This window comes from Candidatus Planktophila versatilis (genome assembly GCF_002288105.1).
GTDB classification, from domain to species: domain Bacteria; phylum Actinomycetota; class Actinomycetes; order Nanopelagicales; family Nanopelagicaceae; genus Planktophila; species Planktophila versatilis.
On sequence record NZ_CP016774.1, the window covers coordinates 513,890 to 539,139 of the forward strand.

The following is a 25,250-nucleotide window of genomic DNA, read 5'->3' on the forward strand; positions in this document are numbered from 1 at the left end:
GGTAGCTATGCCACAGAATTTATATGTCGAATTATCTGACAAGCGCATCCTGGTAGCAGGGGCAGGTGTCACAGGAGTTGCTGCAGCGCGTGCACTGCTCAAGCGTGGCGCGCAGGTAAAAGTCACGGATGAAAAGGTTCGGGAGTTGGAAGGTTTTGATCTGCTTGCACTATCTGATGTAGAAATTTCAGAGTTTGATTTACTACTTCTTTCTCCAGGCTGGCGCGAAGATCATCCGCTCGTAATCTCTGCCCGAAAAAAAGATGTTCCCATCATCAATGAGATCGACCTCGCCTGGAGCCTTAAAAGCCCTACTCAAAAATGGATTGGCCTGACCGGAACAAATGGCAAGACATCAACGGTAGAACTCACCGCACACATGATTCGTACTGGCGGAGTTTCTGCTCTTGCCTGCGGAAATGTAGGAACAACCGTGATTGAAGCTGTTGAATCCCCAGAAAAGTATGAGTTCCTGGTTCTCGAACTTTCATCTTTCCAGCTGCATTGGTTAGAAGATGCGCATTTTGTCTCGGTAGCAATTCTTAATATTGCCGAAGATCACGTTGATTGGCATGGAAGCCTTGATGCCTATGCTGCAGATAAATTCTCTCTTCTAGAAAAGAGCAATACTGCAATTCTTAACGCAGAAGATGGACGGGTAGTTACCCATAGTGCGCACTGGCAGGGGCGGAAGGTATTTTTCTCACTGGATACTCCGGCGCCAGGTGAAATTGGAATCGTGGAAGAACTCCTTGTTGATCGCGCCTTTGTGGCAGATGCCCAAGAAGCTGCCATGTTCTGCGAACTCGCTGAAGTATTGCCTACCGTTCCGCACAATGTATCAAATGCTCTTGCGGCTGCAGGGCTAGCAAGAACTGCTGGAATCGATCACGAGAAGATTCGGGCAGCGATTACAACATTTAGACCTGGACGACATCGCATTGAAACTGTTTTAGAGAGAGATCGCATCACCTGGATTAATGATTCCAAGGCTACAAACCCACACGCAGCAGCTGCCTCAATCATGTCCGCACTTTCGGTGATCTGGGTTGCTGGTGGGCTAGCTAAGGGTGCTGCAATGGGAGATCTCATCGAGCGAGTCAAGAGTCGGGTTCGCATTGCCATTCTTATTGGCGCCGACCGTGAATTAATTGCAGCAAAGTTGCGTTCACACGCCCCACAGATTGAAATCATCATGATTGATGCATCTGCCAACTATCAGATTGGTGCAACTGATAACTCTCTAATGGAGTCGGTAGTCAGAAGCGCGCGCGATAAGGCGCTGCCAGGGGACACGGTTCTCCTTGCACCTGCGTGCGCGTCTATGGATCAATTTCTCTCCTACGCCGATCGTGGAGATAGATTTACCCAAGCAGTTAAGAAGGTAGTTGAAAATGGCAACTAAGACACGTGAAACTTTCTTAGCGAAACCCGTCAATCATTTATACATGCTATTGGTGAGCGCCGGCGCACTTAGTTTCTTAGGGCTAGTGATGGTTTTTTCTGCCTCATCAATCCATGCACTTGATACGCGTGGAACTGCGCTAGCCATAGTTATACGGCAATTCGTATTTTTGCTCTTAGCACTTCCGCTAGCAGCCTATCTTGCAAAGTTAAGTGCTCAGCAATGGAATGCATTCGGCAAACTTGGATTTATCCTCTCCATTGCCATTCTGATGATTCTGCTGATTCCTGGTGTCGGTAGGACAGTCAATGGAAATACGAACTGGATTGATTTCAAATACTTTGATGTGCAGCCAAGTGAAATTGCGAAATTCTTTATGATTCTATGGGCGAGCCATCAATTGGCTCGGCGAGAGCAAAGTGGCAAGTTTGATACTCATGTTCTGAAGTTGATTGCCCCCGCCTTCTGTTTCATTCTCTTCTTAGTGATGCTAGGCAGGGACTTGGGAACTGCCTCTGTCATTGCCGTGATTTTGGCTGGATTACTCTTCGTATCAGGAATCAGATTGCGAGTTTTCGGCACTATCTGCGTAATTGGTGCCATGATATTTGCAGCACTTGTCGTAACATCGAGCTATCGCATGCAGAGATTCTTAGTCTTTCTCGATCCATTTGCACCAGAAGATTACAAAGATCTTGGATGGCAGCCAGCCCATAGTTTGCTCGGACTTGCCAGTGGTGGACTCTTCGGTGTCGGCCTCGGTGGCAGTCGTCAGAAATGGGGGAATCTTCCCGAGGCACATACAGATTTCATCTTCTCGGTCATCGGTGAAGAGTTAGGACTTGTTGGGACACTGGGAGTTCTTGTACTGATTGCAACTTTGATTTACTCTATTTTTAGAATTGGATTACGTGCACAAGATCCGATGACTCGATATGCATGTGCTGGAATCGGTGTGTGGATTGCAGTGCAATCATTTTTGAATATTGGTTCGGCAACGAGCCTTCTTCCGGTCGTAGGAGTCACACTGCCGCTAGTTTCCTACGGTGGTTCGGCACTCGTTGCAACAATCTGTGCCCTGGGCTTTGTGGCTGGTGCGGCTCTGCGCGATCCTGAAGTGCGAAGAGAAATTGTAAAGAAGCGCCAGAAGTGACTCATATTCTCTTTGCCGGTGGTGGCACCGCAGGACATATCGAACCTGCTCTCGCCGTTGCTCGTCAGTGGAAATCAATACACCCCCAAGACCGTATCGATTTCCTGGGCACTTCTACTGGGCTAGAGACAAGACTTATTCCAGAGGCAGGATTTAACCTGCTGCTCATTACCAAAGTGCGCATTGCTCGTTCACTTTCGCCCTCTTTAATTCTGGCACCGCTGACGCTGATCAAATCTATTGCGCAGTGCTTGACACATCTGCGCGGTGTTGACCTCCTTGTTGGATTTGGTGGATATGTTTCGGGGCCCGCATACATTGCGGCAGCGCTCAGGCGCGTTCCCATTGTTATTCATGAAGCAAATGCCAAGCCCGGTATGGCTAATCGCTTAGGTGCACTTTTTACGAAGAACACAGCCGTTGCTTACCCTGTCACTACTGGTTCACTTGCGCATTCACTTATCGTGGGCCTGCCGCTGAAAGAAAATATCGCGCTGGCATTTTCGCGCGCCGAGCAAAATTGGGGTGGTGCGCGAGTGGCAGCTAAATCCGCCCTCGGCTTTGATGCGCAGAAGCCGCTGATATTTGTCTTTGGCGGCTCTCAAGGATCGGCTGCTATCAATAGCGTGATCACTGAATCTAAAGGCGAGCTGGCAGTGCGAGGAATTCAAATTTTGCATGGCGCTGGTGGCTCAGCCGAAATCATGTCATCGGATGAGAACTACCAAGTTCACCCCTACATTTCCGATATGGCAACAGCGTATTTAGCAGCGGATCTCATTATTTCTCGAAGCGGCGCTGTGACATGTGCTGAGGTGGGCACCTTGGGAAAGTTTGCACTCTTTATTCCGCTGCCAGTAGGTAATGGTGAACAGCGACTGAATGCCGCAGAGTTAGTCAGTAGCGCTCGAGCAGAAATTTGTGATCAAAGAGAGTTCACGTCTAGTTGGCTCATCGGAAATATCGAGCGACTTCTGGCCAAGAGCGCCCAGTGCCAAGCAAGTGGCTCCGCTAAAGATATACAGGCAGCTGCAAAGATTGCATCACTGATGGAATTTGTGCTGGCGGGAGGAAAATAAGTGCACTCCCAACACGGTAAGAAGATTCACTTCATTGGAATTGGTGGTTCTGGAATGAGTGGGCTGGCGCGCATCGCCCTCTCTGATGGAATTACCGTCAGTGGCTCAGATTCCAAAGATTCCACTGTGCTCAGTGCCCTGGTTGCTCTGGGCGCCACTGTGTATTCACAGCATGCGGCTGAAAATGTTGTGGGAGCTGATGTGGTGATCTATTCAACGGCTATCTCATCTACTAATCCTGAAATGTCATATGCAGTAGAGCGATCCATTCCAATTCTTACCCGAGCGCAAGCACTGGCTCAACTCATGGTGGGCACAAAGAGCATTGCAGTTGCCGGAACACACGGGAAAACCACGACCTCATCGATGTTGACCGTTGCCTTGCAGGCATGCGGAAGCGATCCATCATTTGCCATTGGTGGCACCTTGATGGCATCGGGTGCCAATGCACATAGAGGAACAGGACAATATTTTGTGGCCGAAGCAGATGAATCTGATGGCTCATTTATTGAATACAAACCACTATCGGCAATTGTCACCAACATTGAACACGACCACGTTGACTTCTTTCACACCCCGCAAGAGGTAACAACTGCCTTCGCCAACTTTGCTGCCACCATTTCACCCGGCGGATTTCTTGTTTACTGCGCCGATGATGAAGGCTCTAGGAAGCTAGGCACGCAATCACACCCATTCACCACCGTCTCTTATGGCGAAGCTGAAGGTGCTGACCTTCGCCTTGATCAGATTTCACTTCTGCCGATGGGATCCAGCGCTCGAGTTATTTGGCATGGTCGCACCGTGGGAACACTGGAGTTGCAGGTTCCGGGCCATCACAATGTGCTCAACGCAGCCGCATGTATTGCAATGGGGCTCAGTCTGGGCGAGCCAATTCACCAACTATTAGCTGGACTTCATAGTTTCCGTGGCGCTGGGCGCCGCTTTGAACTCAAAGCGACTGAACATGGAATTCGAATCATTGATGATTACGGCCACCATCCCACTGAAATATCTGTGACCTTAGATGCGGCGCGCAGATATGCAGGTGATGGACGTGTACTAGTTATCTTCCAACCACATCGCTATTCACGCACCCAGGCTTTCCTCAATGAATTCGCAACCTCACTAGATAAGGCTGATGATGTCACGTTGCTAGAAATCTACGCCGCAAGTGAGAAACCAATCCCTGGAATTTCGGCAGAGCTGATTGCCGAGAAGATGCAACATGGACACTTCATCCCAAATTTTGCACTCGCCGCCGAGCGCATGATTGAGTTAGCCAAACCTGGAGATGTGATCATCACACTGGGTGCTGGAGATGTTAACTCGCTCGCCCCCATCATTGCCGAAGGGCTGAACAAGCGCTTTGCCTAGAGTTAATCGATTCTCACTTATCGCAGCGACGCTGCTGCTAATTTTTGTTGGTCTGATCTATCTCTTTGCATGGTCTTCAGTCTTTACCGCCAAGAGCATTGTCATATCTGGGGCGCCAACAGTTGAGTCAAAGAAATTAGTTCTTATGACATCCGGTGTTCTAGTTGGGCAAAAAATCGCACGCATCGAACCGCGTTCGGTTGCCCAACGTTTGAGTGCCTTGACTTGGATTCGTGATGTGCAAGTCTCACGGAATTGGATCAGTGGCGATGTGGGAATTGCAATTGAGCCTCGAAAACCCAGTGCATATTTTGCTGGCAAAACCATTGACTCCACTGGGACGATATTTCTGCTCCCCGGATTTAAGGGAGCAGATCTGCCCTATGTCTCTGCCTCTACGCCAGCCCTAGGAGTCGATGCCATCGCCCTCTTTCGCTCTCTTCCACAAACATTTCGGAGCAGGATAATTTCCCTATCGGCACGTAATGAATCCAACTTCTCCATGCGCCTTGCTTATCAGGGCAGAGAGCTGGCGGTGAAGTGGGGCGCTAACGAGAAAAACGCCTTGAAGGTTCAAGTATTTAACGCCTTGGTGAAACTGCCTGAGAATAAGAATCTTCGTAGAGTAGATCTCTCGGCTGCACATGCACCTATTGTTAAATAGCGATGAGTGATCAATCTTTTTTTCATTGATTTCTGCTAAAAATGTATCAATGTGTAGTTGAGAAAATAGTTCGTGGCGGTCTTTGATTACTACTACCTAACGCCATACCTTCAGCGCAAAGATAAAGAGAAGAAATGTAAGTCTCAAGTCGAGGTTTACAGTTCGCAAGGGGGACTCACGTGGCTGCACCACAGAATTACTTAGCTGTCATCAAAGTTGTCGGTATCGGTGGCGGTGGAGTAAATGCAATTAACCGAATGATTGATGTCGGTTTAAAAGGCGTTGAGTTCATTGCAATTAATACAGATGCACAACACTTGTTAATGAGTGATGCCGATGTGAAATTAGATATTGGTCGTGCATCAACAAAAGGTTTGGGAGCAGGCGCTGCTCCAGAAAAAGGTCGACAAGCAGCAATCGATCACACCGAAGAGATTGAAGAAATTCTTCGCGGTGCCGACATGGTTTTCGTTACCGCTGGTGAAGGTGGTGGCACCGGAACTGGTGGCGCACCCATCGTTGCAAAGATTGCGCGCGATCTCGGAGCACTCACCATTGGTGTTGTCACAAAACCATTCTCATTTGAAGGAAAGATTCGTTCCCGTCAAGCAGATGAAGGAATCGAACTACTTCGCGAACAAGTAGATACTCTTATTGTTATTCCAAATGATCGACTCCTTGCCATCTCTGATCGTTCCATTACGGCAGTGGACGCATTTAAGAGTGCGGATCAAGTTCTGCTCTCTGGCGTTCAAGGAATTACTGAGATCATCACACAGCCAGGTTTAATTAACCTCGACTTTGCAGATGTGAAGACAGTGATGACTGATGCTGGATCTGCCCTAATGGGAATTGGTTCTGCCCGGGGTGAAAACCGGGCAACCAGAGCTGCTGAATTAGCAATCTCAAGTCCACTTCTTGAAGCTTCAATCGATGGCGCGATGGGAGTTCTCCTCTCTGTTGCGGGCGGCTCTGATCTCGGTCTCTTTGAAATTAATGAAGCGTGTGAATTAGTACAGAACGCGGCGCATCCAGAGGCGCGCATCATCTTTGGAACCACAATTGATGACGCACTTGGTGATGAAGTTCGCATCACTGTCATCGCTGCTGGTTTTGCAGGCGGAGAACCAACAAAGGTTCAGATGCCGGTTATTAACGCATCGACTTTGGGCGGAGTAGCTGATCCCATTCCTTCTAATGATCCGCTCTCTGTAGCACTTGATCTCGACTCATCTAGTCCACGCAAGCGCGTGACCTTTGAAGAACTGATTGCTGAAGATGAGATAGATGTACCAGATTTTATGAAGTAGGCCAGAGGCTCATCGCCATGAAATCGGCTCTATGAATTACCGCTTTACCAATCGCACCGGAGGCGCAAGCACCGGTGCTTTTGCATCTGCAAATCTTGGTTTCCATGTGGGAGATGAACCAGATCATGTCACTGCCAATCGCGCGCGGTTGTCTAAAGAGTTTGGCCCAGTAGCGTTCATGACACAAGTCCACGGTGACCGAGTAGCAGTTGTGGAAGATGTCAGCGATGTGGATCCCACAGCCGATGCCTTGGTAACTGGAATCCCGGGCATAACGCTGGCAGTGCAAGTAGCAGATTGCATTCCACTCTTGCTCATCTCTTCGCAATCAGTTGCGGCAGTTCATGTTGGAAGAAAAGGACTCGTGAATGGAGTAACGCTGCGCGCGCTAGAAGTGATGCGAGACATGGGTGCCAGTGATATTCGAGCAGTATTAGGACCAGCAATTTGTGGTGTGTGTTATGAAGTCTCAGAAGAAATCTTCAAAGAGGTGACTGCGCTCCACCCTGCTGCTGCATCAAGAAGCGCGCAAGGTAATCACGCTCTTGATTTACCGGCTGCCCTTGTCAAAGTACTTCAGGGCCAGAAGATCGCAGTTGAAATTGCGGGTGAGTGCACCGTAGAAAGTAGTGAACTTTTTTCATACCGTCGAGATGGAGTGACGGGACGACAAGCTGGGTTGGTCTGGCTATGAACCGTCGCGATGAGATAGCTGCAAATCTATTGGCCGTTCAGGGCAAAATTACCCGTCCTGATATCACGCTGATCGCTGTGACAAAGACTTATCCGGTAAGTGATGTGCAGATTTTGCATGAGTTGGGAATCAATAATTTTGGCGAGAATCGGAACGAAGAAGGGTTGGAAAAAGCTGCTCAAGTAGAGGGGCGATGGCATTTTCAGGGAGAGATTCAAAGCCGCAAGCTACGAGATATTGCACGGTGGGCAGATGTCATTCATTCACTCGATGATGCATCTCACGCCACGAAGCTAAATTCGGTGACTGAAAAAGAGATCGATGTTTTTCTGCAGCTTTCACTCGATGGCGACCCGGCACGAGGGGGAGTAAGGGCTTCAGAGCTTGCCGCCCTTGGCGCACATCTGCACACTTTGCCGAATGTGAATCTGGTCGGACTGATGTGTGTGCTGCCACTTGGCGTCGAAGCGCGGATTGGCTTCACCGAAGTTGCAAAAATCCATCGTGATTTTCAAGGTGAATTTCCCGGCGCACAATCGCTATCGGCTGGAATGTCGGGCGACTTTGAAATTGCCATTGATTGCGGTGCGACACATATACGCGTGGGTAGCCAAATCCTCGGGATGCGCCCGCCCCACGGGTAACCTATTCACATGTCAGCACTCAATAAAATGATGGGCTTCCTTGGCCTGGTCGATACCGAGCAAGAGGGCGCAATCGCAGAAGTTCCATCACGTCCTGCTGCCCCACGTGCGCAACGCGAACGCACAGGCGTCACAGTTCTTGGTTCACATAGCGTTTCTCATTCAGCAAGTCAGCCGGCAATGATTGAAGGGCAAGCTGCTCATTACAACATTGTCACTTTGCAGCCACGTTCATATTCAGAGGCTCGCAAAGTCGGCGAGTACTACCGTGAAGGTAATCCAGTCATCATCAATTTAGATGACATGGAAGAGAGTGAACGCAAGCGCCTTGTTGATTTCTCAAGTGGACTGGTCTTTGGACTTCATGGCCGCATTGAGCGAATTAGCCTCAAAGTTTTCTTGCTCTCACCTGCAAATGTAAATGTGAGTAACGAAGATAAAACCGCTGCGCAAGCAAGCTTCTTCAACCAGAGCTGAGGTTATTTTCTATGATTACCTCATTACTGCTGCAAGTAATCGGTCTATTTAAGTTTGCCCTCTTTGCCCGAATCATCATCGATTACGTCAGAATGTTTAAGCGCGACTGGCGCCCATCACCGTTTCTCTCATCAATATTTGAAGTAATTTATTCGGTTACCGATCCACCGATGAAGTTCGTCCAACGCTTCGTACCGCCACTGCGCGTGGGCGGAATAGCACTTGATCTCTCCTTTATCGTGATCTTGATTGCACTCAGCTTGCTTCAGCGAGTAATTCTTATAGTTCTGTAATTCCCTTTACAGGTATCAAGCTTTACTCAGCTCGACACTGACACCGAGTTCACTCTCAATGGTTGCAATAGTGGAATCTTCCTTCATGGACAGTGCGAGAACCTCATCTGAGATATGTGCGATATTGGAATTAATTGTTGCAACCATTTCAGCCGGCGCGCTCCACTTAACGTGAATCCGATCTGAGATATCAAATCCATCACTCTTTCTCCGCTCTTGAATTAGGCGAATAACTTCGCGCACATGACCGGCGGCAATTAGCTCGGGGCTAAGTGCTAGGTCGAGGGCAACGCTCTCACCATCATGGCTAGCAACCATCCATCCGCTCTTTGGTACTTCAGTAATGACTAGGTCATCTAGATCGAGTGCGAACTGACCAATTTCTGCAGTTCCAGAACTCCGCAACTGCTTTACAAGTGCGGTGGCATCGGTTGCGCTAATAAGTTTGGCGACATCCTGAACTGCCTTTCCATATTTAGCACCGAGTGATTTGAAGTTAGCCTTCACAGAGATATCGACCAGGTCCCCATCAGCATCGGCGATATCTTCCAGGTCAATCACGTTGAGCTCATCAGAGATTTGCTCTTTCATATCGGTAGGCAACTGGGCCCAACCTTGGGCAGAGATTAAAGCGCGCTGGAGCGGCTGGCGAATTTTGATTCCAGATTCAGCGCGCGCTGAGCGGCCTAGTTCAACAACACGACGAGTCATTGCCACATGAGCATTGAGTGAGCGATCGATAAGTTTTGGATTAGAAGTAGGGAAATCTGTTAGGTGCACAGAATCAGCAGCGCCAGTATCGGCAACGCGCACTAGCTCCTGCCAGGCATGTTCAGTGATGAAGGGAACCATCGGTGCAAGTAGTTGCGTTAAGGTCACTAAGCATTCATGCAGAGTGGCAAGTGCTGCAAGGTCGCCATCCCAGAAACGTCGACGAGATCTGCGCACATACCAATTAGATAAATCATCGATAAAGCGCGCCAGAACTTTACCGGCGGCCTGTGAATCAAAGTCGTTATACGCAGAGTCAACCTCAGTAATCAGAGCATTGAGTTCACTGATAATCCAACGATCCATCAGTGATCGATCTTTTAGGGCTGGGCTCTGGGACAGTTCGAAATTAGATGCCTCGGCATAAAGGGCGTGGAATGAAATTGTGTTCCAGTAGGTAAGCAGAGTTTTTCTGACCACATCAGATATCGCATCGTGTCCCACGCGACGGGCAGACCATGGCGAACCAGCTGCCAACATGTACCAACGCACCGCATCTGCGCCATGTTGATCCATTAGTGACATTGGCTCAAGCACATTGCCAAGGTGCTTACTCATCTTGCGACCATCTTTATCAAGAATATGACCCAGGCAGAGAACTCTCTTATATGAACTTTGGTCAAAGACCAGCGTTCCAATTGTCATCAGGGTGTAGAACCAACCGCGAGTTTGATCAATGGCCTCGCAGATAAAATCTGCTGGGTAGGCAGCCTTGAACTTCTCAACTGAGCCAGCCTTATGAGGATACCCCCACTGCGCAAAGGGCATCGCACCTGAGTCATACCAACAATCGATGACCTCTGGAACCCGGTACATGACCGATGCGCACTCACTGCAGGCAAATGAAATGTCATCTACAAAGGGGCGGTGTGGATCTAAGTTACTCAACTCTTGGCCGGCAAGTTCGCCTAGCTCCTTCAAGGAATCAACGCAGACTTCATGCTTATTTTCACAACGCCAAATGGGTAGCGGAGTTCCCCAATAGCGATTGCGTGAAAGAGCCCAGTCAATGTTGTTATTAAGCCAATCACCGTAGCGACCAGTTTTAATGGTCTCTGGATGCCAATCTGTCTTGGCATTTTCACGAATCAATTCATCTTTAATGGAAGTCGTGCGGATATACCAAGAAGGTTGTGCGTAATAAATCAACGCTGTGTGACAGCGCCAGCAATGTGGGTACTCATGTTCATATGGTTGGTGCTTATAGAGCGCCCCACTTGCTTTGAGTTCTTTTACCAATGGCTTGTCAGCATCTTTAAAGAACATTCCACCCACCACTGCAACCTCAGGTAAGAAAGCTCCATCTGGTGCAATCGGATTTACTACCGGCAATCCGTAGGAACGACAGACCAATAAGTCATCGGCGCCAAATGCGGGGGATTGATGCACCAGACCCGTGCCATCTTGGGTTGTGACATAGGTAGCTAGAACAACAAAGTGAGAATCTGGAATATCAACGAAGGTAAATGGACGGGTATATGTGGTGCGCTCTAGCTGGGCGCCCTTGATTGTCTTGAGAACCTCGTGTTCACCAGCAACGACCGAGAGCAGTGGCTCGGCAACTACCAAGACTTCACTTACATCATCAACGGTTGTTTTGACTACAACGTAATCAACATCTGGGTGCACGGCAATTGCGGTATTTGATACCAACGTCCAGGGCGTAGTTGTCCAGACAAGTAGCGATGCTTTTAGCTCAGCAAGTTCACCCGATGTGATGGGAAAGCGCACATAGACAGATGGATCAACCACAGTCTCATATCCTTGCGAGAGTTCGTGATCAGAGAGCCCAGTTCCACAACGTGGGCAATAAGGTGCTACTCGATGGTCTTGAACGAGGAGCCCCTTCTTCCAAATTTCTTTCAGGCTCCACCACACAGATTCAACATATTCAGGTGCCATCGTCCAATATGCTTCATCGAAATCAACCCAGAAACCCATGCGCTCGGTCATCTGCGTAAATGCATCCACATGTCGGGTTACTGATTCACGACACTTATCGTTAAACGGTGCAATCCCGTACTTTTCGATGTCGCCTTTTCCTGCAAAGCCAAGTTCTTTCTCCACTGCAATTTCTACCGGTAGGCCATGACAATCCCAACCTGCTTTACGGGTGACGTATCTACCTTTCATGGTTTGATAACGAGGAAATACATCTTTAAATACTCGAGCTTCAATGTGGTGAGTTCCGGGCATTCCATTGGCTGTCGGTGGACCTTCATAAAACGTCCAAGGTTCTTCACCCGCGCGAGATGCGGTGCTCTTTTCAAAGATTTCGTTATCACGCCAGAATTTCAGGATTGAGTGCTCCATTGCGGGCAGATCAATCTGGGCGCCGATAGCGCGAAATGGTGATGACATAAAAAATCCCCCAAGAAGTAAAGAACTCTTGGAGGGACGAACTGCGCACAGTTCGCGGTACCACCCGCCTTGTACTGACCGCCATGATGCGGGCAATACCTCTTTGTTAGCTCACATCGGCTGGTTCTACCTCGCCCTTTTGGGGCGAATCTTCCAGCGTGCTCCCGAGGTGATCGCCTCTTCAACGCACTTTTCCTGCAAGGTATTACGACTCTAAGTCTAAACCATGCGTGGCAAAGTTGGTTACGAAGAGAAAAAAGCATAGGGTGCGCGGCGTGCCAGGTAAAAAAGTAGCAAAGAAGGCGACCAAGAAGGCTGTCGCCAAGAAGGCTCCTGCGAAGAAAGCAAGCAAGAAGTCGCCTGCAAAGAAGACTGCTGCGAAGAAAGCACCGGCCAAGAAAGTTGCAGCTAAGAAAGTTGCTGCAAAGAAGGCGCCAGCAAAGAAGGCGCCGGCCAAGAAAACTTCGGCAAAGAAGGCAGCTGCACATAAGGCACCTGGTCGCCCATTCCCATCGAAAATTGGTAAGACAACCCTGACGGTAGATGAAAAATCACAGACTGTTTCAGTTGCAACAGTGATGGCACCAACTACGGCGCCGGTTATTGAAGAACGTCGCTTAGTGATGCCGCCACCACCACGCCCAGAGAAAAGTGGAAAGAAAGTTGCACCACTTAAGCCAATCAAGGCCGCACCTACGCCAGTACTTGCGGCTGCGGGTGAAGCGCCATGGAGTGCAGCTGAACTTAAGATCGTGAAGGCTGAGATTTCTAAAGATCTAGAGCGTTATCGTAAAGAACTCACAAGAGTTGAAGAAGAGATGAATGAATTGATTTCAGATTCTGGTGAAGGCGCTGGAGATGACCAAGCTGATTCCGGGACAAAGACTTTCGAGCGTGAACACGAGATGTCACTGGTCAGTAATGCACGTGACATGGTCTTACAGACCGAACGTGCACTAGAGCGAATTGAAAATAAGACTTATGGACTCTGTGAAGATTGCGGCGCCGCTATTGGCAAACCTCGCCTACAAGTTTTCCCCCGCGCAACTTTGTGCATGATCTGCAAGCAGAAGGAAGAGCGGCGCTAAGGTGCGCCGAATTTTTCTCACAGCGTGGACTATTTGGCTCTTTGATTTTGCGACAAAGCAATGGGCAATTTCTGCGCTAGAAGTTGAACCCAAGAAAATTCTAGGTTCATTTCTACAACTTTCACTGGTGAAAAATCCGGGCGCAGCATTTGGCTTTGCTACTGGCCTGACACTCCTGTACTCAATCTTGGCAGTTGTTGTAGTTGCAACAATTGTCTACTTCGCTCGCGCGATTTCATCTCGAGGGTGGCAGCTCACAGCAGGACTGCTACTGGGTGGAGTCATGGGAAATCTCGCAGATCGCGCCTTTCGGGAGCCAGCCTTCTTTCGTGGACATGTCATTGATTGGATCGAACTACCGAATTGGCCGGTCTTTAATCTTGCCGATTGCGCAATCGTGATTGCGGCAGCGATTGCATTCGTTTTGAGCGTCAGAAATGTTCCACCGATTACACCAGTAAGGTAGTCACATATGAGTAGAGAGTTAAGAACGCTGAGTGTGCCTGAAGGCGTAGCGGGCGAGCGAATTGATAGCGCCCTGACGCGAGTTCTTGGTCTTTCGCGCACATCAGTAGTGAAGTTACTCGAAGATGGTGATATCAAATCAGATGGACGAGCTATGCAAAAATCTGATCGAGTCACCGCAGGACAAGTCATTGAAGTTCTTCTGCCGGCACCGCTTAATCAAGATCCCATTCCACTGACTCCACTTGAAGGTCTTACCGTTGTGTATAACGATGATGACATCGTTGTCATAGATAAGCCGGTTGGCTGTGCGGCCCACCCCAGCCCAGGTTGGATGGGTCCCACAGTTGTTGGTGCACTGATGGCTGCCGGTTACACAATTTCGACATCGGGCCCCGCAGAGCGTGCAGGAGTAGTTCACCGTCTCGATGCCGGCACATCTGGGCTCATGATTATTGCCAAGACAGATGCCGCGTATTTAAAGTTAAAAGAGATGTTTCGCGACCATGATGTTGAAAAAACTTATCACGCACTTGTGCAAGGACATATGGATCCCTCTTCCGGAACTATCGATGCCCCGATTGATAGACATCCCAAGGAAGATCATCGATTTGCCGTTGTTGCAACCGGTAAAGAGAGCATCACGCACTATGAAGTTATTGAGTATTACCGCTCTGTCTCATTAGTGAAGGTGGAGTTAGAGACTGGGCGCACACATCAAATTCGAGTTCACTTCTCGGCACTAAACCATCCACTTGTCGGTGACACTACTTATGGCGCAGACCCAGTGTTGGGTAAAAAAATGAAGATGTCTCGACCTTGGCTTCACGCTTTAGAGCTTCGCTTTAACCACCCGATTACAGGTGTGGCACTTGAGTTAGTTGCGCCATACCCACCCGACCTACAGGCTTCTTTGGCGTTGCTATCCGAGGCAGTTCTGCCTTAGGCGCTAATGTTGCGCCACCATGTCATCTGAAGATTTTTCAGCTTCACGGGCATCGACGAAAGACTCGTTTGTACATCTACATGTACATACCGAGTACTCGATGCTCGATGGTGCCGCGCGCGTCGGTGATCTCGTTAATGAGGTAGCTCGCCAAGAAATGCCGGCTATTGCAATGACAGATCATGGCAATGTATTTGGTGCCTTTGATTTCTATAAGCAAGCAACTAAAGCAGGCGTCAAACCGATTATTGGAATTGAAGCCTACGTTGCACCTGAATCACGATTTGATAAGAAGCGCGTTCAGTGGGCTGATGGCGGAGAAGATGATGTCTCTGGCGGCGGGGCATATACGCATATGACGATTTTGGCTGAGAACAATCAGGGGTTAGCCAATCTTTTTAAGCTCTCTTCCCTTGCCTCACTAGAAGGTTATTACTACAAGCCGCGGATGGATCGCGAGCTGATCTCCAGATATGCCGATGGACTGATAGCCACAACGGGTTGCCCGGGTGGAGAAATCCAAACGCGTCTGCGTATGGGAAATTACAAAGAGGCGCTACGTGCGGCCAGTGATTATCGAGATATTTTCGGTGCTAACAACTTCTTTCTAGAAGTAATGGACCACCATATTGATGTTGAAACTCGCGTCAAAGCTGACCTACTTAAGCTGGGCAAAGAACTTAAATTGCCACTGCTTGCAACGAATGATCTTCATTACACATTCCATGAAGATGCCGCAGCCCATGAAGCTCTGCTCTGTGTGCAATCTGGTTCTACCCTGGCTGATCCAAAGCGATTCAAATTTGAAAATGATGAGTTCTATCTCAAGACCCCGGCCCAGATGCGCGAACTCTTTAAAGAGATTCCAGAGTCATGCGATAACACCTTGCTCATCGCTGAGCGTTGTAATGTGAAACTACGCGAAGATGAGAACCTCCTGCCTGCCTTTACTGTGCCGCAAGCAGAGACGGAAGATTCTTGGCTGCGCAAAGAAGCAGAACGCGGATTGCATGAACGTATGAAAGATAAGGCAACGCCCGAACACATCACACGTTTACATTACGAACTCGATGTCATGATCAAGATGGGTTTTCCTGGTTACTTTCTCGTCGTTGCAGATCTTGTGGCACATGCAAAGAAGGTCGGAATTAGAGTTGGCCCAGGACGCGGTTCGGCCGCAGGTTCACTTGTGGCTTATGCACTAGGCATTACTGGTCTTGATCCGATTGAGCACGGACTTTTATTCGAGCGCTTTCTGAATCCAGAGCGAATCTCAATGCCCGATATTGATCTTGACTTCGATGAACGTCGCCGCTCAGAAATGATTCGCTATGCAACTGAAAAATACGGCGAAGACCGTGTTGCTCAGATCATTACGTATGGAACTATCAAATCAAAGCAATCACTTAAAGATTCAACGCGCGTTCTTGGATACCCATATGCCATCGGTGAAAAACTCACCAAGGCACTTCCACCATCGGTGATGGGGAAAGACATCACTCTCTCTGGAGTATTCGATAGTAAAGATGCTAGATATGGAGAAGCGGGGGAGTTTAGACAACTCTATGAAACAGATCCTGACTCCAAGCGAGTGGTAGATCTTGCTAAAGGCCTAGAAGGCCTGAAACGACAATGGGGCGTGCACGCAGCTGGCGTTATTCTCTCGCGCGAGCCTTTATTAGATGTGATTCCAATTCATCGCCGCGAAGCAGACGGTGCCATCATTACTCAATTCGATATGGGAGCTTGTGAATCTACTGGGCTGCTCAAAATGGATTTCTTGGGACTTCGCAACCTTTCGGTATTAGATGACGCCCTACTTAACATTAATGCAAATCAAAATATTGATGTAGTTCTTGAAGATTTACCGCTGCACGATAAGAAGACCTTCGAACTTCTCTCACGTGGTGACACATTAGGTGTATTCCAACTCGACGGTGGCCCGATGCGAGCACTTCTTCGCAGTATGGCCCCTGATTCCTTTGCTGATATTTCAGCTGTTATCGCACTCTATCGCCCAGGACCAATGGGTGAGAATGCGCATAATAACTATGCCGATCGAAAGAATTCACGGAAACCTGTTGAACCAATTCATCCTGAGTTAAATCTTCCGCTGCAGGAGATTCTTGGTGATACCTATGGTCTGATTGTTTATCAAGAGCAGGTAATGGCCATTGCGCAAAAGGTGGCGGGCTTTACCTTAGGTCGCGCAGATCTTTTGCGTAAGGCGATGGGTAAGAAGAATAAAGAGATTCTAGATAAGGAATACATTCCATTTGAAGCAGGAATGAAATCCAACGGATTTTCCGAAGCTGCGATTCAACGGCTATGGGAAGTGTTGATTCCCTTCTCTGACTACGCATTTAACCGGGCGCATAGCGCCGGCTATGGTGTGGTCTCGTTCTGGACGGCCTACTTAAAGGCAAATTACCCGACTGAATATATGGCAGCGCTTCTCACTAGTGTGCGCGATGATAAAGATAAGTCAGCGCTCTATCTCTCGGAATGTCGCCGTATGGGCATTAAAGTCTTGCCGCCAGATGTCAATGAATCTGATGCCGAATACACACCACGTGGTGTGGATATTCGTTTTGGATTAGCGGCTATCCGCAATGTCGGAGAAGGTGTTGTCGCCTCCGTTAAAGCTGCCCGGGCTACAAAGGGCGCATTTACTTCCTTCGGGGACTTCCTGGCAAAAGTTGATGCCAATGTGTGTAATAAAAAGACCATTGAATCTTTGGTTAAAGCCGGAGCATTTGATTCCTTAGGCCATCCGCGTAAGGGGTTGATGGCTATTCACCTTGAAGCTATCGACTCTGTCATTGAAACAAAGCGCGCGGAGGCAATTGGACAATTTGATTTGTTCGGAGGCGATTCAATTTCACAACTAGCAAGTATGGATATCGAGATTCCATCGACGGAATGGGATAAGTCCACGCTACTTACCTTTGAACGAGAGATGCTCGGTCTCTATGTATCTGATCACCCACTGCTCGGGGTAGAGCATGTGCTGCGTTCACACACGGATATGACCATTAGCGAACTACTCGATGAAAGTCCGGCCGATGGCGTTGTGACCATCGGTGGATTAATCACCGGCATTCAACGAAAAGTTTCTCGTCAAGGTGCATCATGGGCAGTGGTAAACGTTGAGGATTTAGAAGGAGCAATTGAAGTTCTCTTCTTCTCCAATACATATAACCAATATGCACTCTCACTCACCGAAGATCGTGTTGTAGTTGTTAAGGGGCGCTTCTCGCGCACTGATGAACAAGTCAGATTTACCGCCCTGGAAATGAAGATGCCAGATATTTCCGGAGCACCAACAGGGCCATTACTTATCACCTTGCCAGCAACGCAAGTCACACCTCCGATTGTTGAGCGAATTAAAGAGATCCTGCGTTCTCATCCTGGAAAGCGTGAAGTCCATCTACACGTGGTTGATCAGCAGAAGACCACCACTCTTAAAATTGACGCGCTAGTAACATCATCGCCAAGTTTGAGCGCCGACCTCAAAGCAATATTGGGGCCGGAATGCCTGGTCCGGATTTAAGGCATCGGTAATCACGTCACGTGATGCAGCGCTAACAAAGTAGAATGAGGGCGTGATTCGCACCCTTGATTTGCGTGGAAAGAGCCTTGATAAGGCTGGCTATCAACGCCTGCTGCCACGGGCCACGCTAGATGTGGCACAAGCAATGGTTGCAATCGAACCTATTTTAAAGCGCGTTCGCGAAGGTAGTGAAGCAGACCTGATTGCACTCGCTCAAGAATTCGATGGCGTAAGGCCAGCATCAATCAGAGTTCCACAATCAGCACTAGATGAGGCACTTGCCCAATTAGATCCGGCAGTTCGCACTGCGCTAGAAGTTTCTGCCGCGCGCATTCGCATAGTGCACAACGATCAGATTCGCACAGATTCCAAGACCACCGTTGTCGATGGCGGCATCGTCACTGAAAAATGGATACCCGTTGATCGCGTGGGGCTCTATGTTCCAGGTGGGCGCGCGGTCTATCCAAGTAGCGTGATGATGAATGTGATTCCGGCCCAGATTGCAAAAGTTTCTAGTATCGCTGTTGCTTCACCGCCACAGAAGGAATTTGGTGGCCTGCCACACCCAACAATTCTTGCAACGTGCGCGCTCCTTGGAGTCACGGAAGTTTATGCAGTCGGAGGAGCGCAAGCGATTGCGCTTTTCGGCTATGGAATGAAAGATCTTTGTGCCAAATGTGATTTAGTCACTGGACCAGGAAATATTTATGTCGCCGCTGCCAAGCGGGCACTACGTGGAATTATCGGAATTGATTCAGAGGCTGGTCCTACTGAGATAGCTATCTTGGCTGATGAAAGTGCAATCGCAGCAGAGGTTGCGGCAGATCTGATTAGCCAAGCTGAGCACGATGTCATTGCCGCCGCTGTCTTAGTGACCACATCGGAATCACTTGCGGCAGATGTAATTGCCGAGCTAAATGTGCGAGTGGCAAAGACGAAACACGCAGAGCGCATAAGAACTGCGTTATCAGGAATTCAGTCGGCGATAGCACTTGTTGATTCAATCGAGCAGGGCCTAGCTGTTGTCAACGCCTATGCGGCCGAACACTTAGAGATTCAGACAAGAAATGCGAGTGCTGATGCTTCGCAGATTCGCAATGCTGGTGCGGTATTTATCGGTCGCTTCTCACCAGTGTCTCTGGGAGATTACTCAGCAGGCTCTAACCATGTCTTGCCCACCGGGGGATGCGCCTGTCACAGCAGTGGACTTTCAGTGCAAACTTTCTTACGAGGGTTGCATTTCATCGAGTATGACCAGAAGGCATTTACAGATATTGCAAGTACTGTCATTACTCTTGCCGAAGCTGAAGATCTTCCGGCTCACGGTGAAGCGATGACTGCTCGATTGGAAAATTTGTGATGAGTCAAGATTGGCCATCATGGTTACCGCTACGCGGTAATTTACGCGAGCTCTCAGCTTACGGTGCACCTCAATTACCCGCCGATGCGGTCTTAAATACCAATGAAAATCCATATGCGCCATCACCTGAACTGGCGCAGGCAATTGCCGCGCGGGTATTAACTATTGCTAGTACCTTAAATCGCTATCCAGATCGCGATGCGCTAGCACTGCGCACCAAGTTGGCAGAGTTTGTGAACAATCTTTCTGCGACCTCTTTCACATCTAAAAATATTTGGGCTGCTAATGGCAGCAACGAAATTATTCAATCACTCTTTCTAGCCTTCGGTGGGGGATCAGCTATCGGCTTTACTCCTTCCTATTCGATGCACCCCCTCATTGCACGCGTGTGTCAGGTTGCGTGGACGAACGGTTCTCGCAGAGCGGATTACTCACTAGATATTGATAGCGCAGTTGCTCAGATTCAAAGTTCAAAGCCTTCCTTAACTTTTATTACCACTCCCAATAATCCAACGGGATCTGCAGTTACCCTTGAGGAAATTGAGAAGTTAGCTATCAACACTCCTGGATTGCTTGTTGTTGATGAGGCCTATGCTGAATTCTCTGATGAAGCATCTGCCGTAACTTTGATTGAGAAATATCCACACGTGGTCGTCATTCGCACAATGAGCAAGGCTTTTTCATTCGCCGGTGCGCGCGTGGGATATCTCGTTGCCCACCCATCGGTGATCGATGCCATGTTTTTAGTTCGCTTGCCATATCACCTGAGCGCTCTGACTCAAGCTGCCGCTGAGGTGGCCCTTGATTTCAGCACCGAACTATTGGCGACAGTGGATCAACTTCGCAGCGCTCGAAATCAGATGGCGCAGGAGTTAGAAGAATTGGGACTCACCGTCCTTCCAAGCAGCGCCAACTTCCTGCTCTTCGCCGGTTTTGAGCAGTCATCGCCCGAACTCTGGCAGGCACTGCTTGATAGAGGAGTTCTCATTAGAGATGTGGGATTATTGGGCTACCTAAGAGTCACCATTGGCAATGTGGCCGAGAATAAGAAATTTATAGATTCACTATCGGCATGTCTAGGAGTAGAAATATGAGAACAGCACGCGTTGAACGCACTACGAAAGAGTCGAGTGTTCTAGTTGAACTTAACCTCGATGGCTCTGGTGAGATCTCAGTAGATACCGGCGTTCCCTTCTTCGATCACATGCTTTCACAGCTCGGAAAGCACTCAGGATTTAATCTCACTGTTAAAACAACAGGTGATGTCGATGTCGATTCACACCACACTGTGGAAGATACCTCTCTCGCTTTTGGTCAGGCTCTTCGCGAGGCGCTAGGTGATAAAGCTGGCATCCGACGTTTTGGCGATGCGATGGTTCCACTCGATGAGGTTCTAGTTCAGGCAGCTGTTGATCTTTCGGGTCGTCCATATTTAGTGCACCGTCAACCAGAAATTGTGGAATTGATTGGAACATTTGATACCACACTGGGTAAGCACATTTGGGAATCCATCGTTGCAGAGGCTCGAATTGCACTGCATGTGAGAGTTCTTGAAGGGCGCAACGCCCACCACGTTTTCGAAGCACAATTTAAAGCAGTGGCACGCGCACTACGCGATGCCGTTGCAATTGATCCACGAGTTGCAGGGATTCCTTCAACAAAGGGATCTCTCTAGCTTCGTGATTGCAATTCTCGATTACGGCTCTGGAAACCTTCGGTCAGCTCAACGAGCCTTTGAAACATCCGGTAAAGAAGTTCTTATTACCTCTGATTACGAAACTGCCCTCAATGCTGAAGGCTTAGTCGTTCCGGGTGTGGGTGCATTTGCTGCCTGCATGCAAGGACTTCTAAAGGTCCGCGGAGATCAGATTGTGCGCGAACGTTTTGCGGCAAAGCGTCCAACTCTTGGAATTTGTGTTGGTATGCAGATTCTTTTTGCACGCGGCATTGAACATGGCGAGCATGCGGGAGTTGGAATGTGGGGCGCCACTGTTGAAAAACTCAACGCACCGATATTGCCGCATATGGGATGGAATACCGTCCGTCCTGCTGCAGGTAGCACGCTCTTTGCAGGAGTTGAAGATCAATCATTTTATTTCGTGCACTCATATGCAGCGAAAGAATCGGTGGGAGTGATGTCCACCCTTGCCCATCATGGTGAAGATTTCATTGCCGCCATAGAAGATGGCGCACTGAGCGCTACCCAATTTCACCCAGAAAAGTCATCGGATGCCGGATTACATGTAATTAAGAATTGGACGCAGACGCTATGAGTTATCTAGAACTACTTCCAGCAGTGGATGTCAAAGATGGTCGCGCCGTCAGGCTTGTCCAAGGCGAACTCAGCGCCGAGACTGCTTACGGCAATCCGCTTGAAGTTGCCTTGGAATTTCAAGCAGCAGGGGCCGAATGGTTGCACCTGGTAGATCTCGATGCCGCCTTCGGAATCGGTGAGAACAGTGCGCAGTTAGCAGAAGTTGTTGGCCGACTCGATATCAAGGTGGAGCTTTCTGGGGGAATTCGTGATGATGAATCACTTGCGCGAGCACTTGCAACAGGATGTACTCGCGTCAATCTTGGAACTGCAGCGTTAGAAAATCCAGAGTGGACTGCTCGCGTGATTGCCGAACACGGTGATCGGATTGCGGTTGGCCTTGATGTGCGCGGACATGTGCTTGCTGCACGTGGATGGACCAAAGAAGGTGGAGATCTCTTTGAAACTATTGAGCGCTTAGAGCGTGATGGATGTGCGCGCTATGTGGTTACTGATGTAACTAAAGATGGAACTCTGCAAGGACCAAATATTGGGTTACTTAAAGAGGTGTGTGCTGTTACTTCAAAGCCAGTAGTTGCATCGGGTGGAATTTCATCTTTGGCAGATATCGCCGCACTTTCGGCGCTGAACTCACTTGGCGTAGAAGGTGCGATTGTTGGTAAGGCGCTCTACGCCGGTGCCTTCACTCTTGCCCAAGCACTCGAGCAGACACGATCATGAGTCTTTCCGTACGAATCATTCCGTGCCTTGATGTCACTGATGGACGAGTGGTGAAGGGAGTCAACTTCACAGATCTTGTAGATGCTGGTGATCCGGTTGAGATGGCTGCGCTCTATAACAAAGAGGGCGCTGATGAACTCACCTTCTTAGATATATCGGCAAGTGTTGCCGGGCGCGAAACAACTCTTGATGTGGTGCGCCGAACTGCCGAACAAGTGTTTATTCCACTGACGGTAGGTGGCGGTATTCGCACGGTGGAAGATGTGGACCGCTTACTACGTGCCGGTGCAGATAAGGTCAGTATTAATACTGCCGCGATTGCGAGACCAGAACTCATCTCTGAAATTGCAGATCGTTTTGGTTCGCAAGTTCTTGTGATCTCTATTGATGCCCGCCGGGCCCGAACTGAATCCGGTTTTGAAGTAACAACTCATGGCGGTCGCCAGAGTGCTGGTATTGATGCACTTACCTGGGTTGAAAAAGCGTGCGCACTAGGAGTCGGTGAAATATTGCTCAACTCAATGGATGCCGATGGAACTCGCGCCGGGTATGACATCGGAATGATCAAGGCAGTGCGAGCTGTGGCAAAAGTTCCCCTAATCGCAAGTGGAGGGGCGGGAACCCTGGAAGACTTCAGCGCCGCCCTGGATGCTGGGGCCGATGCCCTACTTGCGGCAAGCGTCTTTCACTTTGGGGTGCATCGCATCGGGGATGTGAAGAAATATCTGACTGCTCATAATTATTCGGTGCGCAATACCCAGAGCGCGTAAGGCAGAATGAGCACATGAGAGCTGAACTTTCCCCAGAAATACTCGCGCTCTTAAAAGACCCGACAACACTGATTCCTGCGATTGCCCAAGATGTTAATACCCGAGAAGTACTCATGCTTGCCTATATGAATACCGAAGCACTCGCGTTGACTCTTGCAACCGGCAAGGCAACTTACTTTTCCCGAAGTCGCAATGAGATCTGGGTAAAAGGTGAAACATCGGGACATTCCCAGATGGTGCATTCGGTGGCACTTGATTGTGATGGCGATGCACTTCTGATTACCGTCGACCAAGTGGGGGCCGCCTGTCACACCGGTGACCAGACTTGCTTTCACCAAAGCCTTGGTAATTTCTCATGAAAATTGAAGAATTTCGCAAGCACGCACAATCTCACAATGTCATTCCGGTTTATCGAAAACTTCTTGCTGATGGCGAAACGCCACTTAATATCTATAAGAAGCTAGCCCAAAATAAGCCCGGGACCTTTCTGCTGGAGTCGGCAGAGCACGGGGGAGTATGGTCCCGATATTCATTTATCGGGGTGAAAAGTCAGACCACGTTGACCGAAAAAGATGGGCAAGCGCTCTGGATTGGAAAACCTCCGGTAGGAGTCCCGACGGGAGTTGATCCACTGACTGCGCTACGTCAGAGTGTTGCCCATTTAAAATCACCAAAAATTGAGGGCTTACCAACTCTGACCGGTGGACTCGTTGGTTATATGGGCTATGACGCGGTTCGAAGATTAGAGAAGTTGCCGACAACTTCTGCGCGCGATATTGAACTACCTGAAATCGCCTTCATGCTCACCAGTGATCTAGTTGTCATGGATCACTCAGATGGCACCATCATCTTGATTGCCAATGCAATCAACTGGGATGGATCAAGTGAGCGAGTCGATGATTCATATCTTGATGCAGTCTCTCGCTTAGACCGGATGCAAAAGGAGTTGCTCGGTCCCATCGCTGGCGATGTTTCACCCCTTCCCTCCTTTGACAAACCTATCTTTGATCGCAATATGAGCGAGCAGGATTTCAAAAGCAAGGTGGAAATCGCAAAGGAAGAGATTCGAGCTGGTGAGGCATTCCAAATAGTTCTCTCGCAGAGATTTTCTATGCCAACTTCAGCAGATGCGCTAGATATCTATCGCATGTTGCGCCTTAATAACCCCAGCCCATATATGTACCTCTTTAGATTTGAAGATGGTTACGACGTTGTTGGTTCAAGTCCGGAAGCATTGGTGAAAGTGACCGGTAAGCAAGTGATGGTTCACCCCATTGCCGGAACTCGCAAACGCTCTGACTCCATTGAAGAAGATGTGCGATTAGGCGAAGAGTTACTGGCAGATCCTAAAGAGCGGGCAGAACATTTGATGTTGGTAGATCTGGGACGTAATGATTTAGGTCGCATCTGCGCACCTGGTTCTGTTGAAGTAATTGATTTTATGCATATCGAGCGGTATTCCCATGTGATGCATATTGTCTCTACCGTTGTGGGCGAACTTGCAAGTGATAAGTCACCGATTGACGCACTCTTTTCAGTCTTTCCTGCCGGAACACTTTCCGGAGCTCCGAAGCCGCGAGCGATGGAGATTATTGAATCCCTTGAGCCCACACGTCGCGCGCTCTATGGTGGAGCAATCGGATACTTTGATTTCACCGGCAATATTGATACCTGTATCGCCATTCGAACAGCGCTGGTGCATAACGGGATCGCATATGTGCAAGCTGGTGCCGGCATCGTTGCTGACTCTGATCCCACTGCTGAAAATGATGAGACCCTTAATAAGGCGGCGGCTGTTTTGGGCGCTATCGCAGCTGCCAATGAGATGAAGCGGTAAGAGACAAGTGA

The 25,250-nt window shown here is 49.0% G+C and carries 23 protein-coding genes; 22 read left to right on the forward strand and 1 reads right to left on the reverse strand.

Features of this window, described 5'->3' with window-relative positions:
* Positions 1–7 precede the first annotated feature (7 nt).
* From murD to A1sIA79_RS02700, 10 genes are all read left to right on the forward strand, one after another.
* Positions 8–1,405 carry a UDP-N-acetylmuramoyl-L-alanine--D-glutamate ligase gene (murD, locus tag A1sIA79_RS02655; RefSeq protein WP_095674691.1) on the forward strand — a complete coding sequence of 466 codons (1,398 nt, stop codon included), beginning with the start codon at positions 8–10 and terminating at the stop codon, positions 1,403–1,405.
* Complete coding sequence (gene ftsW, locus A1sIA79_RS02660; protein ID WP_095674692.1) at positions 1,395–2,558, forward strand: putative lipid II flippase FtsW; 1,164 nt, start codon at positions 1,395–1,397, stop codon at positions 2,556–2,558. Before murD ends, ftsW begins: the two co-directional genes overlap by 11 nt.
* Positions 2,555–3,637 carry a UDP-N-acetylglucosamine--N-acetylmuramyl-(pentapeptide) pyrophosphoryl-undecaprenol N-acetylglucosamine transferase gene (locus tag A1sIA79_RS02665; RefSeq protein ID WP_095674693.1) on the forward strand — a complete coding sequence of 361 codons (1,083 nt, stop codon included), beginning with the start codon at positions 2,555–2,557 and terminating at the stop codon, positions 3,635–3,637. Before ftsW ends, A1sIA79_RS02665 begins: the two co-directional genes overlap by 4 nt.
* Positions 3,638–5,011 carry a UDP-N-acetylmuramate--L-alanine ligase gene (gene murC / locus A1sIA79_RS02670; protein WP_095674694.1) on the forward strand — a complete coding sequence of 458 codons (1,374 nt, stop codon included), beginning with the start codon at positions 3,638–3,640 and terminating at the stop codon, positions 5,009–5,011.
* Positions 5,004–5,675: a cell division protein FtsQ/DivIB gene (locus A1sIA79_RS02675; RefSeq protein ID WP_095674695.1), complete on the forward strand. Its 672-nt coding sequence runs from the start codon at positions 5,004–5,006 to the stop codon at positions 5,673–5,675. Before murC ends, A1sIA79_RS02675 begins: the two co-directional genes overlap by 8 nt.
* Before the next feature lie 179 nt (positions 5,676–5,854).
* Positions 5,855–6,985: a cell division protein FtsZ gene (gene ftsZ / locus A1sIA79_RS02680; RefSeq protein ID WP_095674696.1), complete on the forward strand. Its 1,131-nt coding sequence runs from the start codon at positions 5,855–5,857 to the stop codon at positions 6,983–6,985.
* 31 nt (positions 6,986–7,016) lie between these two features.
* Positions 7,017–7,679 (forward strand): peptidoglycan editing factor PgeF, encoded by a 663-nt coding sequence (pgeF, locus tag A1sIA79_RS02685; protein WP_095674697.1) that lies wholly within the window; start codon positions 7,017–7,019, stop codon positions 7,677–7,679.
* A complete protein-coding gene (locus tag A1sIA79_RS02690) occupies positions 7,676–8,323 on the forward strand; it encodes a YggS family pyridoxal phosphate-dependent enzyme (RefSeq protein WP_095674698.1) in 648 nt (215 codons plus the stop codon). The genes pgeF and A1sIA79_RS02690 overlap by 4 nt, the downstream gene beginning before the upstream one ends.
* Positions 8,324–8,332: 9 nt before the next feature.
* The gene (locus A1sIA79_RS02695; RefSeq protein WP_095674699.1) at positions 8,333–8,800 is read left to right on the forward strand and encodes a cell division protein SepF; all 468 of its coding nucleotides are present in this window, start codon (positions 8,333–8,335) and stop codon (positions 8,798–8,800) included.
* A gap of 11 nt (positions 8,801–8,811) precedes the next feature.
* Positions 8,812–9,093 carry a YggT family protein gene (locus tag A1sIA79_RS02700; RefSeq protein WP_095674700.1) on the forward strand — a complete coding sequence of 94 codons (282 nt, stop codon included), beginning with the start codon at positions 8,812–8,814 and terminating at the stop codon, positions 9,091–9,093.
* 15 nt (positions 9,094–9,108) lie between these two features.
* On the opposite strand, the gene ileS is transcribed toward A1sIA79_RS02700, so the two are convergent.
* Positions 9,109–12,225, reverse strand: a complete 3,117-nt coding sequence (gene ileS, locus A1sIA79_RS02705) for an isoleucine--tRNA ligase (RefSeq protein ID WP_095674701.1) — start codon at positions 12,223–12,225, stop codon at positions 9,109–9,111.
* A 275-nt stretch (positions 12,226–12,500) separates the two neighbouring features.
* On the opposite strand from ileS, the gene A1sIA79_RS02710 reads away from it, so the two are divergent.
* The 12 genes from A1sIA79_RS02710 to A1sIA79_RS02765 are packed head-to-tail and all read left to right on the forward strand — an operon-like array spanning position 12,501 to position 25,239.
* Positions 12,501–13,313, forward strand: coding sequence for a TraR/DksA family transcriptional regulator (locus A1sIA79_RS02710; protein WP_095675475.1), 813 nt, complete (start codon positions 12,501–12,503; stop codon positions 13,311–13,313).
* Position 13,314: 1 nt separating this feature from the next.
* Positions 13,315–13,779 (forward strand): signal peptidase II, encoded by a 465-nt coding sequence (locus A1sIA79_RS02715; protein WP_095674702.1) that lies wholly within the window; start codon positions 13,315–13,317, stop codon positions 13,777–13,779.
* Positions 13,780–13,785: 6 nt separating this feature from the next.
* The gene (locus A1sIA79_RS02720) at positions 13,786–14,724 is read left to right on the forward strand and encodes an RluA family pseudouridine synthase (RefSeq protein WP_095674703.1); all 939 of its coding nucleotides are present in this window, start codon (positions 13,786–13,788) and stop codon (positions 14,722–14,724) included.
* 19 nt (positions 14,725–14,743) lie between these two features.
* Positions 14,744–18,277, forward strand: a complete 3,534-nt coding sequence (dnaE, locus tag A1sIA79_RS02725; RefSeq protein WP_095674704.1) for a DNA polymerase III subunit alpha — start codon at positions 14,744–14,746, stop codon at positions 18,275–18,277.
* Positions 18,278–18,329: 52 nt separating this feature from the next.
* Positions 18,330–19,637 carry a histidinol dehydrogenase gene (gene hisD / locus A1sIA79_RS02730; RefSeq protein WP_095674705.1) on the forward strand — a complete coding sequence of 436 codons (1,308 nt, stop codon included), beginning with the start codon at positions 18,330–18,332 and terminating at the stop codon, positions 19,635–19,637.
* Positions 19,637–20,731 (forward strand): histidinol-phosphate transaminase, encoded by a 1,095-nt coding sequence (locus A1sIA79_RS02735; RefSeq protein WP_095674706.1) that lies wholly within the window; start codon positions 19,637–19,639, stop codon positions 20,729–20,731. The genes hisD and A1sIA79_RS02735 overlap by 1 nt, the downstream gene beginning before the upstream one ends.
* Positions 20,728–21,312, forward strand: a complete 585-nt coding sequence (gene hisB, locus A1sIA79_RS02740; protein WP_095674707.1) for an imidazoleglycerol-phosphate dehydratase HisB — start codon at positions 20,728–20,730, stop codon at positions 21,310–21,312. Before A1sIA79_RS02735 ends, hisB begins: the two co-directional genes overlap by 4 nt.
* A gap of 4 nt (positions 21,313–21,316) precedes the next feature.
* The gene (gene hisH / locus A1sIA79_RS02745) at positions 21,317–21,910 is read left to right on the forward strand and encodes an imidazole glycerol phosphate synthase subunit HisH (RefSeq protein ID WP_095674708.1); all 594 of its coding nucleotides are present in this window, start codon (positions 21,317–21,319) and stop codon (positions 21,908–21,910) included.
* A complete protein-coding gene (gene priA, locus A1sIA79_RS02750; RefSeq protein ID WP_095674709.1) occupies positions 21,907–22,632 on the forward strand; it encodes a bifunctional 1-(5-phosphoribosyl)-5-((5-phosphoribosylamino)methylideneamino)imidazole-4-carboxamide isomerase/phosphoribosylanthranilate isomerase PriA in 726 nt (241 codons plus the stop codon). Before hisH ends, priA begins: the two co-directional genes overlap by 4 nt.
* Positions 22,629–23,402 (forward strand): imidazole glycerol phosphate synthase subunit HisF, encoded by a 774-nt coding sequence (hisF, locus tag A1sIA79_RS02755; protein ID WP_095674710.1) that lies wholly within the window; start codon positions 22,629–22,631, stop codon positions 23,400–23,402. Before priA ends, hisF begins: the two co-directional genes overlap by 4 nt.
* 14 nt (positions 23,403–23,416) lie before the next feature.
* Positions 23,417–23,761, forward strand: a complete 345-nt coding sequence (gene hisI / locus A1sIA79_RS02760; RefSeq protein ID WP_095674711.1) for a phosphoribosyl-AMP cyclohydrolase — start codon at positions 23,417–23,419, stop codon at positions 23,759–23,761.
* Positions 23,758–25,239, forward strand: a complete 1,482-nt coding sequence (locus A1sIA79_RS02765) for an anthranilate synthase component I (RefSeq protein ID WP_095674712.1) — start codon at positions 23,758–23,760, stop codon at positions 25,237–25,239. Before hisI ends, A1sIA79_RS02765 begins: the two co-directional genes overlap by 4 nt.
* Positions 25,240–25,250 lie beyond the last annotated feature (11 nt).